The following is a 20,291-nucleotide window of genomic DNA, read 5'->3' on the forward strand; positions in this document are numbered from 1 at the left end:
CTTAACCCTTGTTGTTCAATGCGTCGGCCAGCTTTGCCAGCGGAACCTGTTGTTGCGCCGCCTCGCCCTGCTCTTCTGCGCGCAGGAACTTGACGCTGGCCGTCTGCGACGCCACTTCGTCGGCGCCAAGGATAACCGCAACGCGGGCGCCGCTGGCGTCCGCGCGCTTGAATTGCGACTTGAAGCCAGCCGATCCGGCATGCACGATGACCGAGAGGCCCGCGTCGCGCAGGTCTTCGCCGACCCGGGCGGCCAGGCGCTGCGCGTCTTCGCCCTGATGCACGATGTAGACATCGCACTCGGCCGGCGCGGCGATTTCAACGCTTTGTTCCCAGAGGTCGAGCAGACGTTCCATGCCGATGGCAAAGCCCACGGCCGGCGCGGTCTTGCCGCCCAAGAGTTCGACCAGGCCGTCGTAGCGGCCGCCGCCGCAAACCGTGCCTTGGGAACCGAGACGGTCGGTGACCCATTCGAAGACGGTGAGGTTGTAGTAGTCCAGGCCGCGGACCAGACGCGGGTTCAAGCGGTATTCGATGCCGGCGTCGGTGAGGCGCTGGCACACGCCATCGAAGTGCGCGCGGGACTCTTCGCCCAGGAAGTCGAACAGACGCGGCGCGCTGTCGGCCATTTCCTGCATGGCGGGATTCTTGGTGTCCAGGACGCGCAGCGGATTGCTGTACATGCGGCGCTGGCCGTCCTCGTCGAGGATGTCGCGGTGCTTTTCCAGATGCTGGATCAGGGCAGCGCGATGCGCGGCGCGCTCAGCGGGTTGGCCCAGCGAATTGAGTTCAAGGCGCACGTCCTTCAGGCCCAGCAGCTTCCAGAGGCGGGCCAGCATGACGATGAGTTCCGCGTCCACATCGGGACCGGCAAAGCCAAGGGCCTCGACGTCGATCTGGTGGAACTGGCGGTAGCGGCCGCGCTGCGGGCGCTCGTGGCGGAAGACGGGACCGATGGAGTAGACGCGTTGCGGACGGTCGTAGAGCAGGTTGTGCTCGATGGAGGCGCGCACGATGCCGGCGGTCATCTCGGGGCGCATGGTCAGCGATTCGCCGTTGAGCGCGTCGGTGAACGTGTACATCTCTTTTTCGACGATGTCGGTGACTTCGCCGATACCGCGCGCAAACAGGCGCGTATGCTCAAGCACCGGCGTGCGCACATTGCGATAGCCATAGCCGCGCAGCCAGCCGCGCACGATTTCCTCGAATTGCTCCCAGCGGGCGCTAGCCCCCGGCAGCAGATCATTCATGCCGCGTATGGCGGCGACTTTCTGGAAAGCTTGAGTCATCTTGATCATGCCGCTGGCGCGCCCGAGACGCGCACCAGTGGCTACACCCTTACTTTAGTGAGAGGCGAGCGCGCCATAACGGCGCGCAACGTATTCTTCAACGATGGCCTGGAACTCTTCGGCGATATGGTCGCCCTTGAGCGTCACCGTACGCTCGCCGTCGACGAACACCGGCGCGGCCGGCACTTCGCCGGTACCCGGCAGGCTGATGCCGATGTCGGCATGACGGCTTTCGCCCGGCCCATTGACCACACAGCCCATCACCGCGACGTTCATGGATTCGACGCCGGGGTATTGCGCGCGCCACACCGGCATCTGCCGGCGCAGGAACGACTGGATGCTGTCGGCAAGTTCCTGGAAGAACGTGCTACTGGTGCGGCCGCAGCCCGGGCAGGCGACGACCATGGGCGTGAAGGCGCGCAGTCCCATGGTCTGCAGGATTTCCTGCGCGACGATGGCTTCGCGGCTGCGCTCGCCGCCGGGTTCAGGCGTAAGCGAAATGCGGATGGTGTCGCCGATGCCTTGCTGCATCAGCACGGCAAGCGCGGCGGTCGAAGCCACGATGCCCTTGCTGCCCATGCCCGCCTCGGTCAGGCCAAGATGCAGGGGATAGTCGCAACGGGCGGACAGATCACGGTAGACCGCGATGAGATCCTGGACATGGCTGACCTTGCACGACAGGATGATTGCGTCGCGCCGCAGGCCGAGTTCTTCGGCGCGCTGGGCATTGCTGATGGCCGAGACGACGAGCGCATCGCGCATGACGGCCTGCGCTTCCCAGGGCTGGGCGCGCCGGCTGTTTTCGTCCATCTTGCGCGCCATGAGTTCGTGGTCGAGGCTGCCCCAGTTGACGCCGATCCGCACCGGCTTGTCGTAGCGGCAGGCGACTTCGATCATCTGCGCGAAGTTGTCGTCGCGGCGCTTGCCGCCCCCCATGTTGCCGGGGTTGATGCGGTATTTGGACAGCGCCTGGGCGCATTCCGGAAACTGCGTCAGCAGCTTGTGGCCGTTATAGTGGAAGTCGCCCACCAGCGGCACGTTCACGCCCATGCGGTCGAGCTGTTCGCGGATGGCGACGACCTCGCGGGCGGCTTCCGGCGTGTTCACGGTGATGCGCACGAGCTCGGAGCCGGCCAGTGCCAGCTCCTTGACCTGGATCGCGGTGGCGATGGCGTCCGCGGTGTCGGTGTTGGTCATGGACTGGACCACGACCGGGGCGTCTCCGCCCACCGTCACGACGCGATCACCCCACTTGATCGCCACGGAACGCGTGGCGCGGCGCGCTGCGGCTCCCACCGGGGGAGGCGGCGCGTCCTGGCAAGGCAGAGAAGAATCTTGCATCGGGTGGAACCGTGTTACTTGGTCGACTTCGGCAGCCAGTCGGCCGGCAGCCACTGCTGCGGCAGCCAACCTTGCCAGAAGGCATATGCCACGCCGGCGGCCAGCACCAGCACGATGGCGATCAGCCAGCCCCAGGACGTCGTGGACGAGCGGTCGTCGTCGGCGCTGGATTGGGGAATGGAATGCGCCGAATGCAGCGAACTGGGGCTGAGCTTGGCCGGGCCGGTGACGCGGGCCTTGGGGTCGAGCGAATCGACGATGGCCTCGGCGTCGGCGCCCAGCAGGCGCGCATAGTTGCGGACGAGGCCGCGCAAGGAAACGCCGGTGGGCAGGTGATCCCACTGTTCGTTTTCAAGGGCTTCGATCTGCTTGGTGGAAAACTTGATGCGGCTGGAGACCTCGTCGAGCGACCAGCCCTTGGATAGGCGCAGGCCGCGCAAGGCGGCGCCCACGCTGCCCACCTCGGCGGCGGACGAGTCGGAAACTGCAGAAGCGAAATCCTGCGTCATGCGTGCACCTGTTTAATTGGTATGGTCTGGCGCTGTGCGGCATTGCGCTCGGTGATCCGAGTGCGGTCCCGCACCTCTCCGGCCAGTTGGCCGCAAGCCGCATCGATGTCGTCGCCCCGGGTCTTGCGGACCGTGGTGATGATGCCGGCGTCCATGAGACGCTGGGCAAACACCTTCACCCGCGCCGAGGCCGATCGCTTCAGGCCGGAGGCGGGGAATGGGTTGAACGGGATGAGGTTCAGCTTGCAGCGCACCTGGCGTGCAATATGGATCAGTTCCTTGGCGTGCTGGTCGGTGTCGTTGATGCCGTCCAGCATGCAGTATTCAAACGTGATGAAGTCGCGCGGCGCAAACGCAAGATAGCGTTCGCAGGCAGCAAGCAACTCTTTCAGCGGGTATTTCTTGTTCAGCGGCACGAGCTCGTCGCGCAGCGCGTCGTTGGGCGCGTGCAGCGAAACGGCCAGTGCCACGGGACAGTCTTGCGACAGGCGGTCCATCATGGGGACGACGCCGGAGGTAGACACGGTGACGCGGCGGCGCGACAGGCCGTACGCGTTGTCGTCGAGCATCAGGCGCAGCGCGGGCAGGACCTGGTCGTAGTTGAGCAGGGGTTCGCCCATGCCCATCATGACGACGTTGCTGATGACGCGCGTGTCTTCGGTGGCGCGGGCGCTTTCAAGGCGGGCCGTGCCGATGTCGGCTTCGAGCACGCGCTTGGCCCACCACAACTGGCCGATGATTTCGCTGGTCTTCAGGTTGCGGTTGAAGCCCTGGTGCCCGGTCGAGCAGAAGCGGCAGTTCACCACGCAGCCGGCCTGGCTGGAAATGCACAGTGTGCCGCGGTCGTCTTCGGGGATGAAGACGGTTTCGATGGCATTGCCCTGCCCCACGTCAAACAGCCACTTGCGGGTGCCGTCGGTCGAGCGCTGCTCGATGTTGACGGGCAATGCCTCGATGCGGCAATTCGACGCAAGCTGGCTGCGAAAATCGCGGGCCAGGTCGGTCATGGCGTCGAACGAATCGGCGCCGCGCTGGTGCATCCAGCGCTGCAACTGGCGGGCACGAAACGGCTTGCCGCCCCACTGCCCGACCAATTCGGACAGGGCGGAGCCGTCCAGCCCCAGCAGATTGATTCGTTCGACGGATTCCATAACCAGGTAAAACTTAAAGCGCTTTCAACAACTTAAGCCAAAAATTAACGGCTGTGGATGTTGATTTCGGGGAAGAAGAAAGCCACTTCGACAGCGGCCGTTTCCGGAGCGTCGGAGCCGTGAACGGCGTTGGCGTCGATGCTGTCGGCGAAATCGGCGCGGATGGTGCCGGCTTCAGCCTTCTTGGGGTCCGTGGCGCCCATCAGGTCGCGGTTCTTCTGGATGGCGTCTTCGCCTTCCAGCACTTGCACGAACACGGGGCCCGAGATCATGAAGTCGACCAGGTCCTTGAAGAAGGGACGGGCGGCGTGCACGGCGTAGAAACGCTCGGCGTCGGCGCGCGACAGTTGGGTCAGGCGGGCGGCGATGACCTTCAGGCCGGCTTGCTCGAAACGGCCGACGATCTGGCCGATCACGTTCTTGGCGACGGCGTCGGGCTTGATGATCGAGAGGGTGCGTTGGATGGACATAAAAGACTCCGAAAACTGATTTCTGACGGGTTTCTAGTTAATTGCTTGGCGGGGCTCGGGCCGTTCTGAACCACCGCCAAAACAGGATTCGACACTGCCGACCTGTCGGACGCATCCTGGAATGCAAGCGGGATTCCGGTTGCACGCGAATCCTATGATTCTGCACGCATTTCCGAAGGAATCCTCAATGAATTCAGGGACTTCTAAAAGGTTTACAGCAACCCGGCATTCTAACACGCCGAGAAGACCGCAATACATCTTAAAATGAGCGGTTTGCTGCCCGCTCCCTACCCGGGCGCCCCTGTCTGCCGGAACTTAGTAATGACTCAAGCTGCTCCCCCGAACGCCGCGCCCATCGCCGGCGAAACCCCGGAACTCTCGAAGAGCTTCGAACCCTCCGAACTGGAATCCCGCTGGTATGCCGAGTGGGACAAGCGCGGGTACTTCGCCGCGGGCCAGCATGTGGAAACGGGGACGGAAAGCCAGCCGTACGTCGTCCAGTTCCCGCCGCCCAACGTCACGGGCACGCTGCACATGGGCCACGCGTTCAACCAGACCATCATGGACGGGCTGGTGCGCTACCACCGCATGTCGGGCGACGACACCGTGTTCATCCCCGGCACCGACCACGCCGGCATCGCCACGCAGATCGTCGTTGAAAGACAGCTCGACGCCCAAAAGGTTTCGCGCCACGACCTGGGCCGCGAGAAGTTCGTCGAGAAAGTGTGGGAATGGAAGGAAAAGTCGGGCAGCGCCATCACCGGACAGGTGCGCCGCCTGGGCGCCTCGGCCGACTGGCCGCGCGAATACTTCACCATGGACGACCGCATGTCGCGCGGCGTGGTGGAAACCTTTGTCCGTCTGCATAAACAGGGACTGATCTATCGCGGCAAGCGCCTGGTCAACTGGGATCCCAAGCTGCTCACGGCCGTGTCCGACCTGGAAGTGCAGTCCGAAGAGACCGATGGCCACATGTGGCACATCCTGTACCCGTTCGTTGACGGCCCGCAGACCATCGTCGACAAGGATGGCCAGACCGTCACCCTGCGCGGCATGACCATCGCCACGACCCGTCCGGAAACCATGCTGGCCGACGGCGCGCTGTGCGTGCATCCCGACGATCCCCGCTACAAGCACCTGGTGGGCAAGCAGGTCGAACTGCCGCTTTGCGACCGCAACATTCCCATCATTGCCGACGACTTCGTCGACCCCGAATTCGGCACGGGCTGCGTGAAGATCACGGGCGCTCACGACTTCAACGACTACGCCTGCGCGATGCGTCACGATCTGCCGCTGATCGTGATCTTCACGCTGGACGCGCACATCAACGAAAACGGTCCCCAGCAGTTCCAGGGCATGGAACGCTACGAGGCCCGCAAGGCCGTTGTTGCGCAACTGGAGACCGAGGGCTATCTGGTCAAGGTCGAGCCGCACAAGATGATGCAGCCCAAGGGCGACCGCACCGGCGTCGTGCTCGAGCCCATGCTGACCGACCAGTGGTTCGTTGCCATGAGCAAGCCCGCGCCGGAAGGCACGCTGAACCCGGGCAAGAGCATCACCGAGGTTGCGCTGGAAGTCGTGGCCGACGGCCGCATCCAGTTCTACCCGGACAACTGGACCACCATCTACAACCAGTGGCTCAACAACATCCAGGACTGGTGCATTTCGCGCCAGCTCTGGTGGGGCCACCAGATTCCGGCCTGGTACTCGGAAGACGGCCAGGTGTTCGTCGCCCACGACGAAGCCGGCGCGATCGAACAGGCGCGCGCCGCTGGCGTCACGGGTCCGCTCACGCGCGATCCCGACGTGCTGGACACGTGGTTCTCGTCGGGCCTGGTGCCTTTCACGACGCTGGGCTGGCCGGAAAACACGCCGGACCTGCAGCGTTACCTGCCCTCCAGCGTCCTGGTCACGGGCTTTGACATCATCTTCTTCTGGGTGGCGCGCATGGTCATGCTGACCACGCACCTGACCGGCCAGATCCCGTTCAAGCACGTCTACGTGCACGGTCTCATCCGCGACGCCGACGGCCAGAAGATGAGCAAGTCCAAGGGCAACACGCTGGACCCTGTGGACCTGATCGACGGCATCGACCTGGACGGCCTGGTCGCCAAGCGCACCTACGGCCTGATGAACCCGAAGCAGGCCGGCGCGATCGAAAAGGCTACGCGCCGCCAGTACCCGGACGGCATCCCCGCCTACGGCACCGACGCGCTGCGCTTCACCATGGCGGCCTACGCCACGCTGGGCCGCAACATCAACTTCGACCTGAAGCGTTGCGAGGGCTACCGCAATTTCTGCAACAAGCTCTGGAACGCCACGCGCTTCGTGCTGATGAACACCGAAGGCCATGACCTGACAGTGCCGGATGCCGGCGAGCTGTCCTTCGTGGACCGCTGGATCATCAGCCAGATGCAGACGCTGGAAGCCGACGTGGCGCGCGGTTTTGCCGACTACCGTTTCGACAACATCGCCAACGCGCTCTATCGCTACGTGTGGGACGAATACTGCGACTGGTATCTGGAACTGGCCAAGGTGCAGATCCAGACCGGCACGCCGGCCCAGCAACTGGGCACCCGCCGCACCCTGATCCGCGTCCTGGAATGCGTGCTGCGCCTGGCCCACCCGATCATCCCGTTCATCACGGAAGAGCTGTGGCAGAAGGTGTCTGTCGTGGCCGGCAAGCGCAAGGAAGGCGTTGCCGCCAGCGTCAGCGTGCAGCCCTACCCGAAGGCCAACCCGGATGCGGTGGACGCCGCCGCCGAAGCCGACGTGGCCGAACTGAAGGCTCAGGTCGAAGCGGTGCGCGCGCTGCGCGGCGAGATGAGCCTGTCGCCCGCCCAGAAGGTGCCGCTGTGCGCCCAGGGCGACGCGCCGATGCTGACGCGCAACGCGCCGTACCTGGCCGCGCTGGCCAAGCTGAGCCAGGTCGACGTGCTGGACGTGCTGCCCGACGCCGGTGCGCCCGTGCAGGTCGTGGGCAGCAGCCGCCTGATGCTGCACGTTGAAGTCGACGTAGCCGCCGAGCGCGTGCGCCTGGACAAGGAAATCGCCCGTCTGGCCGGTGAAATCGCCAAGGCCAAGGGCAAGCTGTCCAACGCCAGCTTCGTCGAGCGCGCCCCCGCCGCCGTCGTCGAACAGGAAAAAGCCCGCATGGCGCAGTTCAGCGAAACCCTGCAGAAGGTGCAGGAGCAGCGCGCCAAGCTGGGCGACTGATCCCAGCGCCTGATGTGAAGCCCAGAAACCCCGGACACCGTTCCGGGGTTTTTGTTTTTGGGGTTTGGCGGGGATCGGGTCGCGGACGCGGCCGTTCTTCAAACCCCGCCGTCCGTCATGCGGTACCAGCTCACCACTGCATTGACGTACAGGCGGCGGAGCGGATACAGCGGAAACGGCACGATCGGCGACAGCGGCACGGGCAACGCATTGGCATCGCCGGTGGCGACATATTCGGCCATGGCCGCGCCCATGCAGGTCTGCAAGCCGACGCCGCGGCCCTGACAGCCGATGTCCACCAGCAACCCGGGCTGCGGCGCATGCAGATGCGGCAGATAGTCGCGCGTGACTGCAACCCGGCCGCACCAGCGGAATTCAAAGGGCGTGCCCGCGACCTGTGGAAACATCTTCAACATCACGCGCTCAAGATGCGCCCAGTCCGACTCGCCCTTGGGCTCGCGGAAGGGGCCGCGGCCACCCATCAGCAAGCGGCCCTGGTGATCCAGACGAAAGTACAGCAACAGGTTGCGCGTGTCGGAGGTGACGTGGCCCTCGGGGAATATGCCCGCGCGGATGCGGTCCGGCAGCGGCGCGGTTGCCACCTGGAACGTGTTGGCGTCGATGATGGACGGCTTGAGACCGGGCCACAGATCGCCGCCGTAGGCATTGGTGCACATCACCACGCGATCGGCGCTGACCGAGGGACCGCGAGCCGTGGACACCGTCCACTTGCCGCCGTCACGCCTCAGACCGGTGACGGGCGTGTCGGTGTGCAGCGTCGCGCCCGCATTCAGCGCAGCGCGCGCCAGGCCCCGCGCGTAACTCAGCGGCTGCACCGCCCCTGCCCGCCGGTCGACCCATCCGCCCAGGTATTTGTCCGTGCCGATCAGGCGCGCGACCTGCGCGCGGTCGAGCGGCTGGGCGTCCACACCAAGGCGCGCCCATTGCGCCGCGCGGCCTTGCGCGATGCGCAGCGCCTGCGGCGTGTGCGCGCCCTGGATCCATCCGGCGCGCACGCGCGGCACGTCCATCGCATGCCGTTCGATCAGGTCAAAAACCACGTCCGCCGTCGCGCCGGCAAACCGTGTCAGCCGCTCCCCGCGCTCGGGGCCGAACATCGAAATCAGATCCTCCGGGTCGTACTTCAAACCGGGAATGACCTGACCGCCGTTGCGGCCCGATCCGCCGAAGCCAATCTCGCGCGCCTCCAGCAGTACGACCTTCACACCGCGCTCGGCCAGGTGCAACGCGGTGGACAAGCCGGCATAGCCGCCGCCGATCACGGCGACGTCGGCCTGCGCCGACGCGTCCAGCGGCCCGGTGGGCGGCGGCGGCGCCGCGGTGGCCGCCCACAGTGACGGGGAAAGCGGAAACGGCGCTGGCTGCATGGGGCTTCCTTCCTTACATGGGATGCAGCACGCGCCGCAGGAAGTCCTGCGTGCGCGGATGCTGCGGATGATTCAGCACTTCGCGGGCGGCGCCCTGCTCCACCATGACCCCGCCGTCGAAAAACATGACGCGGTCGGCGACCTCGCGCGCAAAGCTCATTTCGTGGGTGACGACGACCATCGTCATGCCGGCCTCGGCCAGCTTGCGCATGACGCCCAGCACATCGCCGACCAGTTCGGGATCGAGCGCCGAGGTGGGCTCGTCGAACAGGATCGCCTTGGGTTGCATCGCGAGCGCCCGCGCGATCGCCACGCGCTGCTGCTGTCCGCCGGATAGCTGGTTCGGATGCGCGTGCTCCTTGTCCGCCAGCCCCACGCTGGCCAGCAATTCGCGGCCGCGCTCCACCGCCAGGGCGCGAGGTTCCTTCTTCACGAAGATCGGGCCTTCGATGACGTTTTCCAGCGCCGTGCGATGCGGAAACAGGTTAAAGCGCTGGAACACCATCGCCACCTGCGTGCGGATCGACACGATGGAAGGCGCGTCGCAATCGACGAGCTCGCCGTCCACGGTGATGCGACCGGCGTTGTAGCGTTCCAGTCCGTTGATGCACCGCAGGATGGTCGACTTGCCCGAGCCGGACGGACCCACCACACACACGACCTCGCCCTGCCCGACTTCGGCGTCGATGCCTTTCAGGACCTCAAGCGGACCAAAGCTCTTCCTTACGCCTTGCAGGCTGATCATTTGATGGCGCTCCGCTTTTCCAGATGCCGCACCAGCAGGATGAGCGGCACGCACATCACCAGGTACATCAGCGCCACCAGTGTGAACACCGTGGCGTTCTTGAAGGTGGATACGGCGATGAGCTTGCCTTGCAGCGCCAGCTCGGCGACGGTGATGGTGGACGCCTGCGACGAGTCCTTCAGCATCATGATCATGATGTTGCCGTACGGCGGCAGGACGATCTTTACGGCCTGCGGCAGCACGACGCGCCGCATCGTGAGGCCCCAACCCATGCCCATGGCCATCGCCGCCTCGATCTGCCCTCGGTCGATCGCCTGGATGCCCGCACGGAAGTTCTCCGCCTGATAGGCCGAATAGGCGATGCCCAGGCCGATGATGGCCGCATGCACAGCGCTCAGCGACACGCCCATGTCCGGCATCACGAAGTAGATGTAGAAGAGCAGCACGATGATCGGAATGCCGCGCAGCAGATTGACAAGGCCCGCGCTGAAGCCCGACAGATATTTGTTGCCGGACACCCGCATCAACGCCCATACCAGGCCCAGTACCGTGGACAGCGCAAGGGAACCCAGCGTGACCAGAATGGTGAGCTTGGCGCCCTCCAGCAGGATCGGCATGAACTCTGCCGCGTCTTTCAAGAATTCCGTCATGAGTCCACCCACTCCAAGAAGACAGCCCGCGATGACCGCTTGGGAAACGGCCAGAGAAGTGCCGCGGATGCGCTGCGTCCGCCGACGCGACCGAACGCGCCGGCGGGATGCTGCAAATGCCTGAACTGAGTCGGCCCGACCGGCATCACGCGCCGCCCAGACCCCACTTCTTCAGGATCGCGTCGATGGCGCCGTCGGCTTTCAGCTTGGCCAGCGCCTTGTTGATCCGATCAAGCAGCTCGGTGTCGTCCTTGCGCGTGGCAAGCCCAAGGCTTCCCATGATCGTCGGCTGGTACGACTGCGCCATCTTCAGGTTGGGATAGTTGCCCTGCGACAGGACGTACGCAGCGATGGGATAGTCCATGAAGCCGCCCTGGATGCGGCCGGCGTTGGCGTCGCGCATCATGTCTGGCGGGTTGTCGTAAAGCTTCACTTCCTTGAAGACGCCGCTCTTTTGAATGGGCTCGACAAAGGCCGTGCCGACCTGCACACCGACGGTCATGCCCTTCATGTCGGCGAAGGACTTGTATTCCTTGTTGTCGGTCTTGAGCACCATGAGGCCCTCGCCGTAGCGATAGACGGGCTCGGAAAAGCTCACCACCTGTTGGCGCTGCGGCGTGATGAACATCGCCGCCGACACGATGTCGATGCGCTTGGATGTCAGCGATCCGATCAGTGCGGAAAACGCCATGGGCTCTATCTGCACCGAGAACCCGGCCTCCTTGCCCACCGCTTTCACGATATCGACCATCACGCCCTCGATGCTGTTCGTCTTGGTATCGAGAAAGGTGAATGGGCTGCCGGTGGGCGTGGACCCCACCTTCAATACCGTCTGGGCTTGGGCGCCCGCCGCCATGGACAATGCTGCGAATACAGAGACAACAAGAGTCTTGAATTTCATGACATATCCTCATCGTGGCAAAGAAGGCCGGGCCGCGCGTGACGCGTCCGGTGTAGCGGCACGCTCCCCGCGCGTTCCGCCGCTTGGGTGCTGCGCGCTCAGGGCGCTTGTGGCGTGTTCTCCTCCGCGGCTTGAGTGATGTTGGAGATGGCCCAGATGACCTCGGTCGTCTGCGTTCCCGGATTGCACCAGCGGCGCGGCGTGCTGCTGGCGTAGCAGAAGCTGTCGCCCGCTTGCAGGCGAATGACGCGGTCGCCCACCCACAGTTCGAGCACGCCCGTGAGCACCAGGCCGATCTGCTCGCCCTGCCCCGTCACGAAGAGCTCGGTGCCGGTGGAGCCGCCGGGCGCGATGGATGCGCGGCACAGGTCCATGCTGCGGCAGGCCGAGGGCGTGAACATCTCTTTGCTGATGCCCGTTTCCTTCAAGTCGATATGGCGGTGCGTGCCCGCGCGGGCCACGCGGCCATCCTCTTCGCCGCCGGTATGCTCGGCGTTGCGCAACAACGCATTGACCGACACGCGGAACTCGCGCGCCAGGAGATGTAGGACTTTGACGGAGGCCGAGCTCAGCCCTCTTTCGATCTGGCTGAGCAGGCCGAGCGACATGCCGCAGGCCCGGGCGACGTCAGCCAGCGACCTTCCCTGTTGCTTGCGCAATTGACGCAACTGCTGACCCAGCCACAGATCGACGGCCGACTCCGGCCGCTGCGCGTGGGCGGGCGACGAGGGTGCTGCGCTGGCACGGCGAACGGCGGCAGAGCGGCTCATATGAAAATTTCATGTGCATGTAATTTTCAATACTAAGGAGCCGCAAAAACGCCCACAATCCAGGGACTTCCCTAGCGTTGTGGGCGTGGCGGGCCGGCGCGACAGTCAGGAGACGTCGGACGGATTGGGCTTGGGATCGGGGCTGGAATCCGGGGTGGTGTCGGGCTGGTTCTGCCCCGTGGGCGCGGCATCCGCGGCGGGCTTGCGCGGGCGCCGGCGTCTTGTGCCCGGCTCCGCAGGCAACGGCGTGCCGGCCAACTCCGCCAGATAGCGCTCGTCCAGCTTGCTCAGCCAGCCTTTCGCGCGCGCGGATTCGATGAGTTCGGGCCGGCGTGCGGCAGTCAACGCCAGCGACCGCTCGCGCCGCCAGCGCGCGATATTGGCGTGATGGCCGCTTAGCAGCGGCGCCGGCACCGCTTCGCCCTCGTAGACCTCCGGGCGCGTGTAGTGCGGGCTGTCCAGCAGGCCGGACAAGGTGTCGTTGAAGGAATCCTGCAGGGCGGAATCGCCGTCGTTGAGCACGCCTGGCAAAAGACGCACGGCGGCATCGATCACGGCAAGCGCCGCGATTTCACCACCGGAGAGGACGAAGTCGCCGAGCGAGATTTCCTGCGTGACGCAGCGATCAATGAAGCGCTGGTCCACACCTTCGTAGCGGCCGCAGATGAGAATGAGGCCATCGCTGGCGGCCAAGGCTTCGGCGCCGGCCTGGTCATAGCGCCGGCCGACCGGCGCAAGCAGCGCCACCGGGGCGGGACCCAGGCCCTGTCCGGCGCGCGCCTGCTGGGCGGCATTGACGGCGGCTTCCAACGGGCCCGGCATCATCACCATTCCTGGGCCGCCGCCATAGGGGCGGTCGTCCACGGTGCGGTGTACGTCATGCGTGAAATCGCGGGGATTCCAGGCATGGAGCTGCCACCGGCCCTGGGCGTGGGCCCGGCCGGTGACGCCGAGGTCGCGCACCACCCCGAACATTTCGGGAAATAGCGTAACGACGTCGATACGCATCAAAAATCCGCGGGCCAGTCGCTGTCGATGCGGCGGGCAGCCAGATCAACGGCGTGGATATGCGCGCGTACGAACGGTACAAGCATTTCGGCGGGTCGGCCCTTGGCGTCCAGGACGGGTTCGGGGCTTTCGCCTTCACCCTTCTGCAGCAGGACCTTCAACACGGCGTGAGCGCCGTTGTCGAGGACCTCGCTGACCACGCCAATTCGGGCGGGTTCGCCGTTGGCGCTGGAGTACAGCGCGCAACCAATAAGATCGACCCAGTAGTATTCGTCTTCCTCGGGCGCGGGAAATGATCCGCGCGGCGCTTGCACGGTATGTCCGCGCAACGCTTCGGCCTGGTCGCGATCCGTGATGCCCTGCAGTTGCGCCACCACGGTGGCTCCCTGCGAACGAACTTGCAAGATCTTGAATGCGACAGGCGCAGACGCGACAGCGCCCCGCGCCAATTCAGGCACAGGGCGAGTCAACCACCATTGAGACGCTGAGAGCAGCACTTCGGCGTTGGCCGAATGCGGCTGCACTTTAACCCAGCCTTTCACACCGTAGGCTGCAGTGATGCGGCCCAGCTCGACCAAATCCGTAGGCGCCGCGTTTGAGGTTGCGGCATCAGGCATTTATCGTGCTCTTTATCAGGCTTGGATAGCAATGAAGCAGCCAGGAATATCCGCTTTCAAGCGCGAGGCTCTAAGCGTGGAAAACCTGCTGCTCCAGAATCAGCTAAGGATGTGCGTCGCGGGCAATTAGGCCGCGGCGGAAACCTTGGCCGAGTATTCCTTGACCAGACGCTCGACGGCGGGCGACAGTTGCGCGCCGGTGCCGGTCCAGTACTGCACGCGATCCAGCGCAATGCGCAGGTTTTCCGTGCCTTCGCTAGCCACGGGGTTGTAAAAACCCACGCGCTCGATAAAACGGCCGTCGCGACGGTTACGCGAATCGGTGGCCACCAGGTTGTAGAACGGACGCTTCTTGGACCCACCGCGGGCCAGGCGAATCACCACCATAGGTAATCCCTTGAATTAGTTGTGAAAAACGGGAAATTCTAGCACTGAAAGGAGCCTGCTGGCAAATGCGAGTGCCGAAGAATCTGTGATGCGGTGCGATTTGTATCCTAAAACACCACATCCGGGTATTCTACAAGCACGAGCCCAGCCCTGCTGCGGCTCGATCTGCAGGTGGCCCGGTCGTGGTTGCACTCGCCTTCGTGTGCGCAGTTTCGCCGGTACCTTCATCTGCGGCCTACCCCGGTTGTCATGCGTTTGAGCAGTTGGTGCGTCTGAAGAGCAATCTGATTGGAGAGATCGGATTTCATGTCGACCCGCGCAATACGCTACGCCCTGCCCTTGCTGGCCGCCATGAAGCGGCAGCCTCCTCCTGCCACCCCGACTTTGCTGCAAGCGCCCGGAAGATCCAGGCTGCGTTGCCGCGCCCCTGCCTGACTCCGCTTTTCCCCACAAAAAGTCGTTTAACTGGAGTGTGCAAACCATGAAGAACCAAAAATCAGTCTTCTCACCCGTTGCGCGCCTGGCGATGGCGGGATTGCTGGCGGGAGCGCTGGCGTTACCCACCGAGGCGCCCGCGCGCGTGATCGGGGCGGCACTGACGACGGCCTCCGGCCAGGTGACGGCGGTGGACCAGGCCAGCCGGACCATCACCCTGCGCGGCGCCGACGGCAATACCGTGGACATCGTGGCCGGACCGGACATCCGCAACTTCAAGCAGATCAAAGCGGGCGACACGCTGACGCTGGACTATTACGAGTCGGTGGCCGTGGACGTGCGTCCCGCCGGTTCCGGTGCGCCCGAAGTCGTGACCGAGACCGCCGCGACACGGTCAGCCAAGGGCGCGATGCCCGGCGGCGCAGTGGGCCGGCAGACCACGATCACGGCCGAGATCTGGCACATCAACCGGAGCGCAAACCTGGTGATCCTGAAGGGCCCCCAAGGCGGCAGGCGCACCATCCAGGTCAGGGATCCGGCGCTGCGCGCAAAACTTCAGCAGTTGAAGGAAGGTGATCTGGTGGACTTCACGATCACGCAGGCGGTCGCCGCGGCCATTCACAGGTAGGCAAGGACACGCCGGTATAAAGGGCCGCCCCAAAAAGGCAAAAAAATTCGCCAAACTGACGCCCGCAAAGAACAAGGCCCGCTTTCAAGCGGGCCTTGTTCATGAAGCGAATGCCCGCCCGGCTAGCGCCGGCGCAGGAAATGCACGCAGCGACCGTCGGCCTCTTGCTGCGCGACCAGCGCATTGCCGGTCTGACGCGCAAACGCCTGAAAATCGCGGATCGCATTGCGGTCCGTCGTGATGACGCGCACGACCTGCCCGCTTTCCATCGTTGCAAGCGCCTTCTTGGCGCGCAGGATGGGCAAGGGGCACGTGAGCCCGCTGGCATCGACGTCTTGGTCGAACACCGGCGCCTCGGCGCCGGCATCGAGACGGGAATCGACGTCGCTCATCAGAGGCGCTCGTCCACCCACTTCTGCACGCCAGCGATGGCTGCGGGCAGCGCAGCGATATCCGTGCCGCCGCCCATGGCCATGTCGGGACGGCCACCGCCCTTGCCGCCCACCTGGCTGGCCACAAAGCCCACCAGATCGCCCGCCTTGATGCGGTCGGTCAGGTCGGCGGTGACGCCACCGACCACGCTGATCTTGCCATCGGCCGAGCCGGTGGCCAGCAGCACGACAGCAGGCTTCAGGCGATCTTTCAGGTTGTCGACCATGCCGCGCAGCGCCTTGGGATCGACGTCGCCGATGCTGGCCGCCAGAACCTTGATGCCCTTGACGTCGACCGCGGCGCTGGAGGCCAGGTCATTGCCGGCGCTGGCCGCGAGCTTGTTGCGCGACTGCTCCAGTTCCTTTTCGAGCGTCTTGACCTGGTCCTGCACCTGCGCAATGCGCGCCGGCAGATCGGCCGGGGTGCTGCGCAGCATGCCGGCCACCTGGGTCAGCAAGGCGTTCTGGTTCTGCACCCAGGCCAGCGCGTTGTCGCCAGTGATGGCTTCGATGCGGCGGACGCCCGCGGCCACGCCGCCTTCGGACACGATCTTGAACAGGCCAATGTCGCCCGTGCGGGTGACGTGCGTGCCTCCGCAGAGTTCGCGCGAGAAGCCGATGTCGAGCACTCGCACGGTGTCGCCGTATTTTTCACCGAACAGCGCCATGGCGCCGCCCTTGACCGCATCGTCGTAGCCCATGACCTGGGCAACGGTGGGATGGTTGGCCAGGACTTCGGCGTTGACGATGGCTTCGACGCGGGCGATCTGCTCAGCCGTCAGCGGGGCATCCTGCGCGAAGTCGAAACGGGTCTTGTCGGGATCGACGAGCGAGCCGCGCTGCTGCACGTGCGCGCCAAGCACTTGGCGCAACGCCTTGTGCATCAGGTGCGTGGCCGAGTGGTTGCGCACCGTGCGGGCGCGGCGGACGGCGTCCACGCGGGCCAGCAGCGTGTCGCCGACGGCCAGCGAGCCGGACTCCAACGTGCCGTGATGGCCGAACACGCCGGACTGGATCTTGAGGGTGTCGGCGACGGCAAAGCGCACGCCATCGGCTTCCAGCAGACCGGTATCGCCGACCTGGCCGCCCGACTCCGCATAGAACGGGGTGGCGTCCAGCACGACGACGGCGCTTTGGCCGGCCTTGACTTCCTGCACCTGCGTGCCGTCCACGTACAGGGCCGTGACCTTGACGTTGTCCAGCTCAAGCTTTTCGTAGCCTTCGAAACGCGTTTCGGCGCCTTCGTAGCTGAGGCCTTCGGCCATCTTGAACTTGCCGGCCGCGCGGGCCTGGTCACGCTGGCGTTCCATGGCGACTTCAAAGCCGGCCATGTCGACTTCGACTTCGCGTTCACGGCAGATGTCGGCCGTGAGGTCGACCGGGAAGCCGTAGGTGTCGTACAGCGTGAACAGCGTGGTGCCGTCCAGCACGCCGCCCTTGGGCACGTTGGCCAAGGCGGTGTCCAGGATGCGCATGCCGTGTTCGAGGGTTTCGCCGAAGCGTTCTTCTTCCTGCTTGAGGACCTGGGCCACGCGATCCGCGGCGGCGGCCAGTTCCGGGTAGGCCTCGCCCATTTCGGCGACGAGATCCGGCACCAGGCGATGGAAGAAGGGTTTGGTCTGGCCCAGCTTGTAGCCGTGGCGCAGCGCGCGGCGCACGATGCGGCGCAGCACGTAGCCGCGGCCTTCGTTGCTGGGGATCACGCCGTCGACGATGAGGAACGAGCAGGCGCGGATGTGGTCGGCGATGACCTTGAGCGAGTTGTCTTTGAGGTCCTTGATGCCGGTTTCGCGCGCGGCGGCGGCGATCAGGTGCTGGAAGAGATCGATTTCGTAGTTGGAATGCACATGCTGCAGGACGGCGGCGATGCGTTCCAGACCCATGCCCGTGTCGACACAGGGACGCGGCAGGCGCGGCATGTTGCCGGCGGCATCGCGTTCGAATTGCATGAACACCAGGTTCCAGATTTCGATGTAGCGGTCGCCGTCTTCTTCGGGGGATCCCGGGGGGCCGCCCCAGATCTCGGGGCCGTGGTCAAAGAAGATTTCGGAGCACGGACCGCAGGGGCCGGTGTCCGCCATCTGCCAGAAGTTGTCGGACGCGTAGCGTGCGCCCTTGTTGTCGCCGATGCGGATGATGCGCTCGGTCGGCACGCCCACTTCCTTGGCCCAGATATCGTAGGCCTCGTCGTCTTCCTGGTAGACCGTCACCCAGAGCTTTTCCGCCGGCAGCTTGTAGACCTGCGTCAGCAGCTCCCAGGCGTACTGGATGGCGTCGCGCTTGAAGTAGTCGCCAAAGCTGAAATTGCCCAGCATTTCGAAGAACGTGTGGTGGCGGGCGGTGTAGCCCACGTTCTCCAGGTCGTTGTGCTTGCCCCCGGCGCGCACACTGCGCTGCGACGAGGTGGCTCGCGTGTACGACCGCGATTCCTTGCCCGTGAAGACGTCCTTGAACTGGACCATGCCCGAATTGGTGAAGAGCAGGGTCGGGTCGTTGCCCGGGACGAGCGACGACGAGGGAACAATGGTGTGTCCCTTGGACTTGAAGAATTGCAGGAACTGCTGGCGAATCTCGGAGGATTTCATCGTGGATGAAGCAGAATTTAGGGCGAATCGCCAATTATAGAGGGTTGGCGGGGATACGCGGGATATGGGCGGAATGGCCATCATCGGACGCAGACGAAACCCGTGGTCCAACCCTCGGTTTCCGTCCATTTCCCGCCGGCGGACACGATGACCTCGGCGTAGCCGGGCGGGCAGGAACACTGGCCCGTGCGAGGATTGGCCGTAGACAAGCCCGTGTAATGGAAGCAGCCGAGCGGATAGTTGGTGCTGTAGGCGCCCCCAAAGCCTCCGCTTGCCTGCGTCCAGATGCCGGATTCGCAGGAAAGCAGCTGACCGGCGGCCGAGGTGGCCAGCGTTCCGCCTGAAACGCCGCAGGCATGGCCTGGGATCTCCCGGGCTCCGACGGTGACGTAACCACCGGCGTCCACGTTGCCTGCGACAGACAGATTGCCTTGCAGATCCGGATCGCGGGTGTCGCGCATCTTCACATAGCCGCTCATGTCAGGCTGCCCGGCGCCAGCGCCCGCCCACAGGGCAAGCGTGCCAGGCGGATACGCGAGCGCGTCGGCCGCCGGCGGGTTGGGAAACGCATAGGCGGCGCCTCGCAACTGGAACGGCGCTTGCGGCCATACGGCCCCGCCATAGCCGCCCGCGGACGCGATGACCGAAGCCATGGCGACCTCGTCCGGCAATTGCGTCCCCTTTTTCAGCAAAGGTTTGTCGGCAGCGACGACGCCGTCGATCCGGCAAGGCTCGTCGGGACAGGCCTGGCTGCGCAGGAGCCGGATGTCCGCGCCGAAACCCAGCGCCGACCGGTCGGGAAAGTCCGCAGGCAGGTGGCCTTGCACCCGAAGCTCGGAAAGCGTGGGCCGCAGCGCATCGCCGAACAGCGGCTGGCCCTGGCTGTCCTGAGGAGGCTCCCCCTTGGTCAGCGCCTCGGAGTGCCGGGACAGCACATCCGTCACCGCCAGCCGGATCTGCGTCAGCCAGACGCCCGTTGAACGGGCGGCAGATGCCTCGATGCCGTGGACGACCGCGTTGGATGCCCAGATGGCGATGGCCGTGGTGATAGCCAGCGCCAGCGCCAGGCCGATGAGAGAAAAGCCTGCCTGCTGGCACACCAACGGACGCTGACGCCCCGCCGGGAAAAGCCGGACCTCCCGGTGCGCGCTCATCGTGCAGTGAAGACAAAAGTGTTTACGTCGCCCTGGCTGCACTGCGCCTGGGCCTGCGCGGCGCGGTATGGCGTCGCGGGATTGGTGATGGAATCCTTGACGACCTTGGCGCCGCTGCTGCCGCTGATGGAGATGATTTCCGACACGCGTTGAAGCACGGACGCGAGCGCTGGGCAGGCTGCGTGGCTGACATTGGTGAGCGTGAGCGTGAACGCCGAGCCCATCCCCGCGCCGTCGACGGACGCGGGCTCGACCTGCACTACGCCGCTGCCGCCGATGCCGGAGCCGCCCAGGCCGTGCGCCACGCTCGCCGCGGCGCCCGCGCCCTGCACCGAGAGCACCGTGGAGTCGCGCAGCGCGTTGGCCAGGGCGCCGGTGTCCAGCCCCGTGTACGGTGTCACGCCACCGCCTTGCGCGTTGATCTTCATGCTGGCGATGAACCGCTGCAATTCCTCGCCGACCTTCGGCACTTTGTTTTCAATGACATACCCGCCAATGGCAGGGATGCCGACGATGGCGATGAGCAGGACGATGGCCGTGACGATGGACACTTCCATCAAGGAAAATCCACGCTGGTTCGCACCAAGGGATCGGGACAGACTGACTGCGTTCATGAA

The 20,291-nt window shown here is 65.0% G+C and carries 19 protein-coding genes; 2 read left to right on the forward strand and 17 right to left on the reverse strand.

The window, feature by feature from the left end:
* Nucleotide 1: 1 nt before the first annotated feature.
* From hisS to ndk, 5 genes are read right to left on the reverse strand one after another with little or no spacing between them, the layout of a single operon-like run.
* Complete coding sequence (gene hisS, locus HV681_RS22185; protein ID WP_175125034.1) at nt 2-1,288, reverse strand: histidine--tRNA ligase; 1,287 nt, start codon at nt 1,286-1,288, stop codon at nt 2-4.
* A 54-nt stretch (nt 1,289-1,342) separates the two neighbouring features.
* Nucleotides 1,343-2,629 (reverse strand): flavodoxin-dependent (E)-4-hydroxy-3-methylbut-2-enyl-diphosphate synthase, encoded by a 1,287-nt coding sequence (ispG, locus tag HV681_RS22190; protein WP_175125035.1) that lies wholly within the window; start codon nt 2,627-2,629, stop codon nt 1,343-1,345.
* 14 nt (nt 2,630-2,643) lie between these two features.
* A complete protein-coding gene (locus HV681_RS22195; protein WP_175125036.1) occupies nt 2,644-3,138 on the reverse strand; it encodes a helix-turn-helix domain-containing protein in 495 nt (164 codons plus the stop codon).
* Nucleotides 3,135-4,289: a dual-specificity RNA methyltransferase RlmN gene (rlmN, locus tag HV681_RS22200; protein WP_175125037.1), complete on the reverse strand. Its 1,155-nt coding sequence runs from the start codon at nt 4,287-4,289 to the stop codon at nt 3,135-3,137. The genes HV681_RS22195 and rlmN overlap by 4 nt, the downstream gene beginning before the upstream one ends.
* Nucleotides 4,290-4,333: 44 nt before the next feature.
* Complete coding sequence (ndk, locus tag HV681_RS22205) at nt 4,334-4,759, reverse strand: nucleoside-diphosphate kinase (RefSeq protein ID WP_175125038.1); 426 nt, start codon at nt 4,757-4,759, stop codon at nt 4,334-4,336.
* A gap of 321 nt (nt 4,760-5,080) precedes the next feature.
* Between ndk and HV681_RS22210 the strand changes: the two genes are divergently transcribed.
* The gene (locus HV681_RS22210; RefSeq protein WP_175125039.1) at nt 5,081-7,975 is read left to right on the forward strand and encodes a valine--tRNA ligase; all 2,895 of its coding nucleotides are present in this window, start codon (nt 5,081-5,083) and stop codon (nt 7,973-7,975) included.
* 98 nt (nt 7,976-8,073) lie between these two features.
* Here HV681_RS22210 and HV681_RS22215 read toward each other — a convergent pair whose 3' ends face one another.
* The 8 genes from HV681_RS22215 to rpsP all read right to left on the reverse strand — a co-directional run bounded on the left by HV681_RS22215 (nt 8,074) and on the right by rpsP (nt 14,441).
* On the reverse strand, nt 8,074-9,363 hold the full coding sequence (locus HV681_RS22215) for an NAD(P)/FAD-dependent oxidoreductase (protein ID WP_175125040.1): 1,290 nt from the start codon (nt 9,361-9,363) through the stop codon (nt 8,074-8,076).
* A 13-nt stretch (nt 9,364-9,376) separates the two neighbouring features.
* Nucleotides 9,377-10,108 (reverse strand): amino acid ABC transporter ATP-binding protein, encoded by a 732-nt coding sequence (locus HV681_RS22220; RefSeq protein WP_175125041.1) that lies wholly within the window; start codon nt 10,106-10,108, stop codon nt 9,377-9,379.
* A complete protein-coding gene (locus HV681_RS22225) occupies nt 10,105-10,758 on the reverse strand; it encodes an amino acid ABC transporter permease (RefSeq protein ID WP_175125042.1) in 654 nt (217 codons plus the stop codon). The genes HV681_RS22220 and HV681_RS22225 overlap by 4 nt, the downstream gene beginning before the upstream one ends.
* A 145-nt stretch (nt 10,759-10,903) precedes the next feature.
* Nucleotides 10,904-11,659 (reverse strand): ABC transporter substrate-binding protein, encoded by a 756-nt coding sequence (locus HV681_RS22230; RefSeq protein ID WP_056571455.1) that lies wholly within the window; start codon nt 11,657-11,659, stop codon nt 10,904-10,906.
* Between the two features lie 98 nt (nt 11,660-11,757).
* Nucleotides 11,758-12,429, reverse strand: coding sequence for a helix-turn-helix domain-containing protein (locus tag HV681_RS22235; RefSeq protein ID WP_175125043.1), 672 nt, complete (start codon nt 12,427-12,429; stop codon nt 11,758-11,760).
* Between the two features lie 105 nt (nt 12,430-12,534).
* Complete coding sequence (gene trmD, locus HV681_RS22240; protein WP_254595038.1) at nt 12,535-13,437, reverse strand: tRNA (guanosine(37)-N1)-methyltransferase TrmD; 903 nt, start codon at nt 13,435-13,437, stop codon at nt 12,535-12,537.
* Nucleotides 13,437-14,054 (reverse strand): ribosome maturation factor RimM, encoded by a 618-nt coding sequence (rimM, locus tag HV681_RS22245; protein ID WP_175125044.1) that lies wholly within the window; start codon nt 14,052-14,054, stop codon nt 13,437-13,439. The genes trmD and rimM overlap by 1 nt, the downstream gene beginning before the upstream one ends.
* A gap of 126 nt (nt 14,055-14,180) precedes the next feature.
* Nucleotides 14,181-14,441, reverse strand: coding sequence for a 30S ribosomal protein S16 (gene rpsP / locus HV681_RS22250; protein WP_008165084.1), 261 nt, complete (start codon nt 14,439-14,441; stop codon nt 14,181-14,183).
* A 481-nt stretch (nt 14,442-14,922) separates the two neighbouring features.
* On the opposite strand from rpsP, the gene HV681_RS22255 reads away from it, so the two are divergent.
* Nucleotides 14,923-15,504 carry a hypothetical protein gene (locus HV681_RS22255; RefSeq protein ID WP_175125045.1) on the forward strand — a complete coding sequence of 194 codons (582 nt, stop codon included), beginning with the start codon at nt 14,923-14,925 and terminating at the stop codon, nt 15,502-15,504.
* Between the two features lie 122 nt (nt 15,505-15,626).
* On the opposite strand, the gene HV681_RS22260 is transcribed toward HV681_RS22255, so the two are convergent.
* The 4 genes from HV681_RS22260 to HV681_RS22275 all read right to left on the reverse strand — a co-directional run bounded on the left by HV681_RS22260 (nt 15,627) and on the right by HV681_RS22275 (nt 20,288).
* A complete protein-coding gene (locus HV681_RS22260; RefSeq protein ID WP_175125046.1) occupies nt 15,627-15,896 on the reverse strand; it encodes a sulfurtransferase TusA family protein in 270 nt (89 codons plus the stop codon).
* Entirely contained in the window at nt 15,896-18,520 is a 2,625-nt protein-coding gene (alaS, locus tag HV681_RS22265; RefSeq protein ID WP_175125047.1) for an alanine--tRNA ligase, read from the reverse strand. The genes HV681_RS22260 and alaS overlap by 1 nt, the downstream gene beginning before the upstream one ends.
* Nucleotides 18,521-18,600: 80 nt before the next feature.
* On the reverse strand, nt 18,601-19,674 hold the full coding sequence (locus tag HV681_RS22270) for a prepilin (RefSeq protein ID WP_175125048.1): 1,074 nt from the start codon (nt 19,672-19,674) through the stop codon (nt 18,601-18,603).
* Nucleotides 19,671-20,288 carry a type 4 pilus major pilin gene (locus HV681_RS22275; RefSeq protein WP_175125049.1) on the reverse strand — a complete coding sequence of 206 codons (618 nt, stop codon included), beginning with the start codon at nt 20,286-20,288 and terminating at the stop codon, nt 19,671-19,673. The genes HV681_RS22270 and HV681_RS22275 overlap by 4 nt, the downstream gene beginning before the upstream one ends.
* Between the last annotated feature and the right edge of the window lie 3 nt (nt 20,289-20,291).

This window comes from Achromobacter animicus (genome assembly GCF_902859585.1).
Taxonomy (GTDB): domain Bacteria; phylum Pseudomonadota; class Gammaproteobacteria; order Burkholderiales; family Burkholderiaceae_B; genus Achromobacter; species Achromobacter animicus.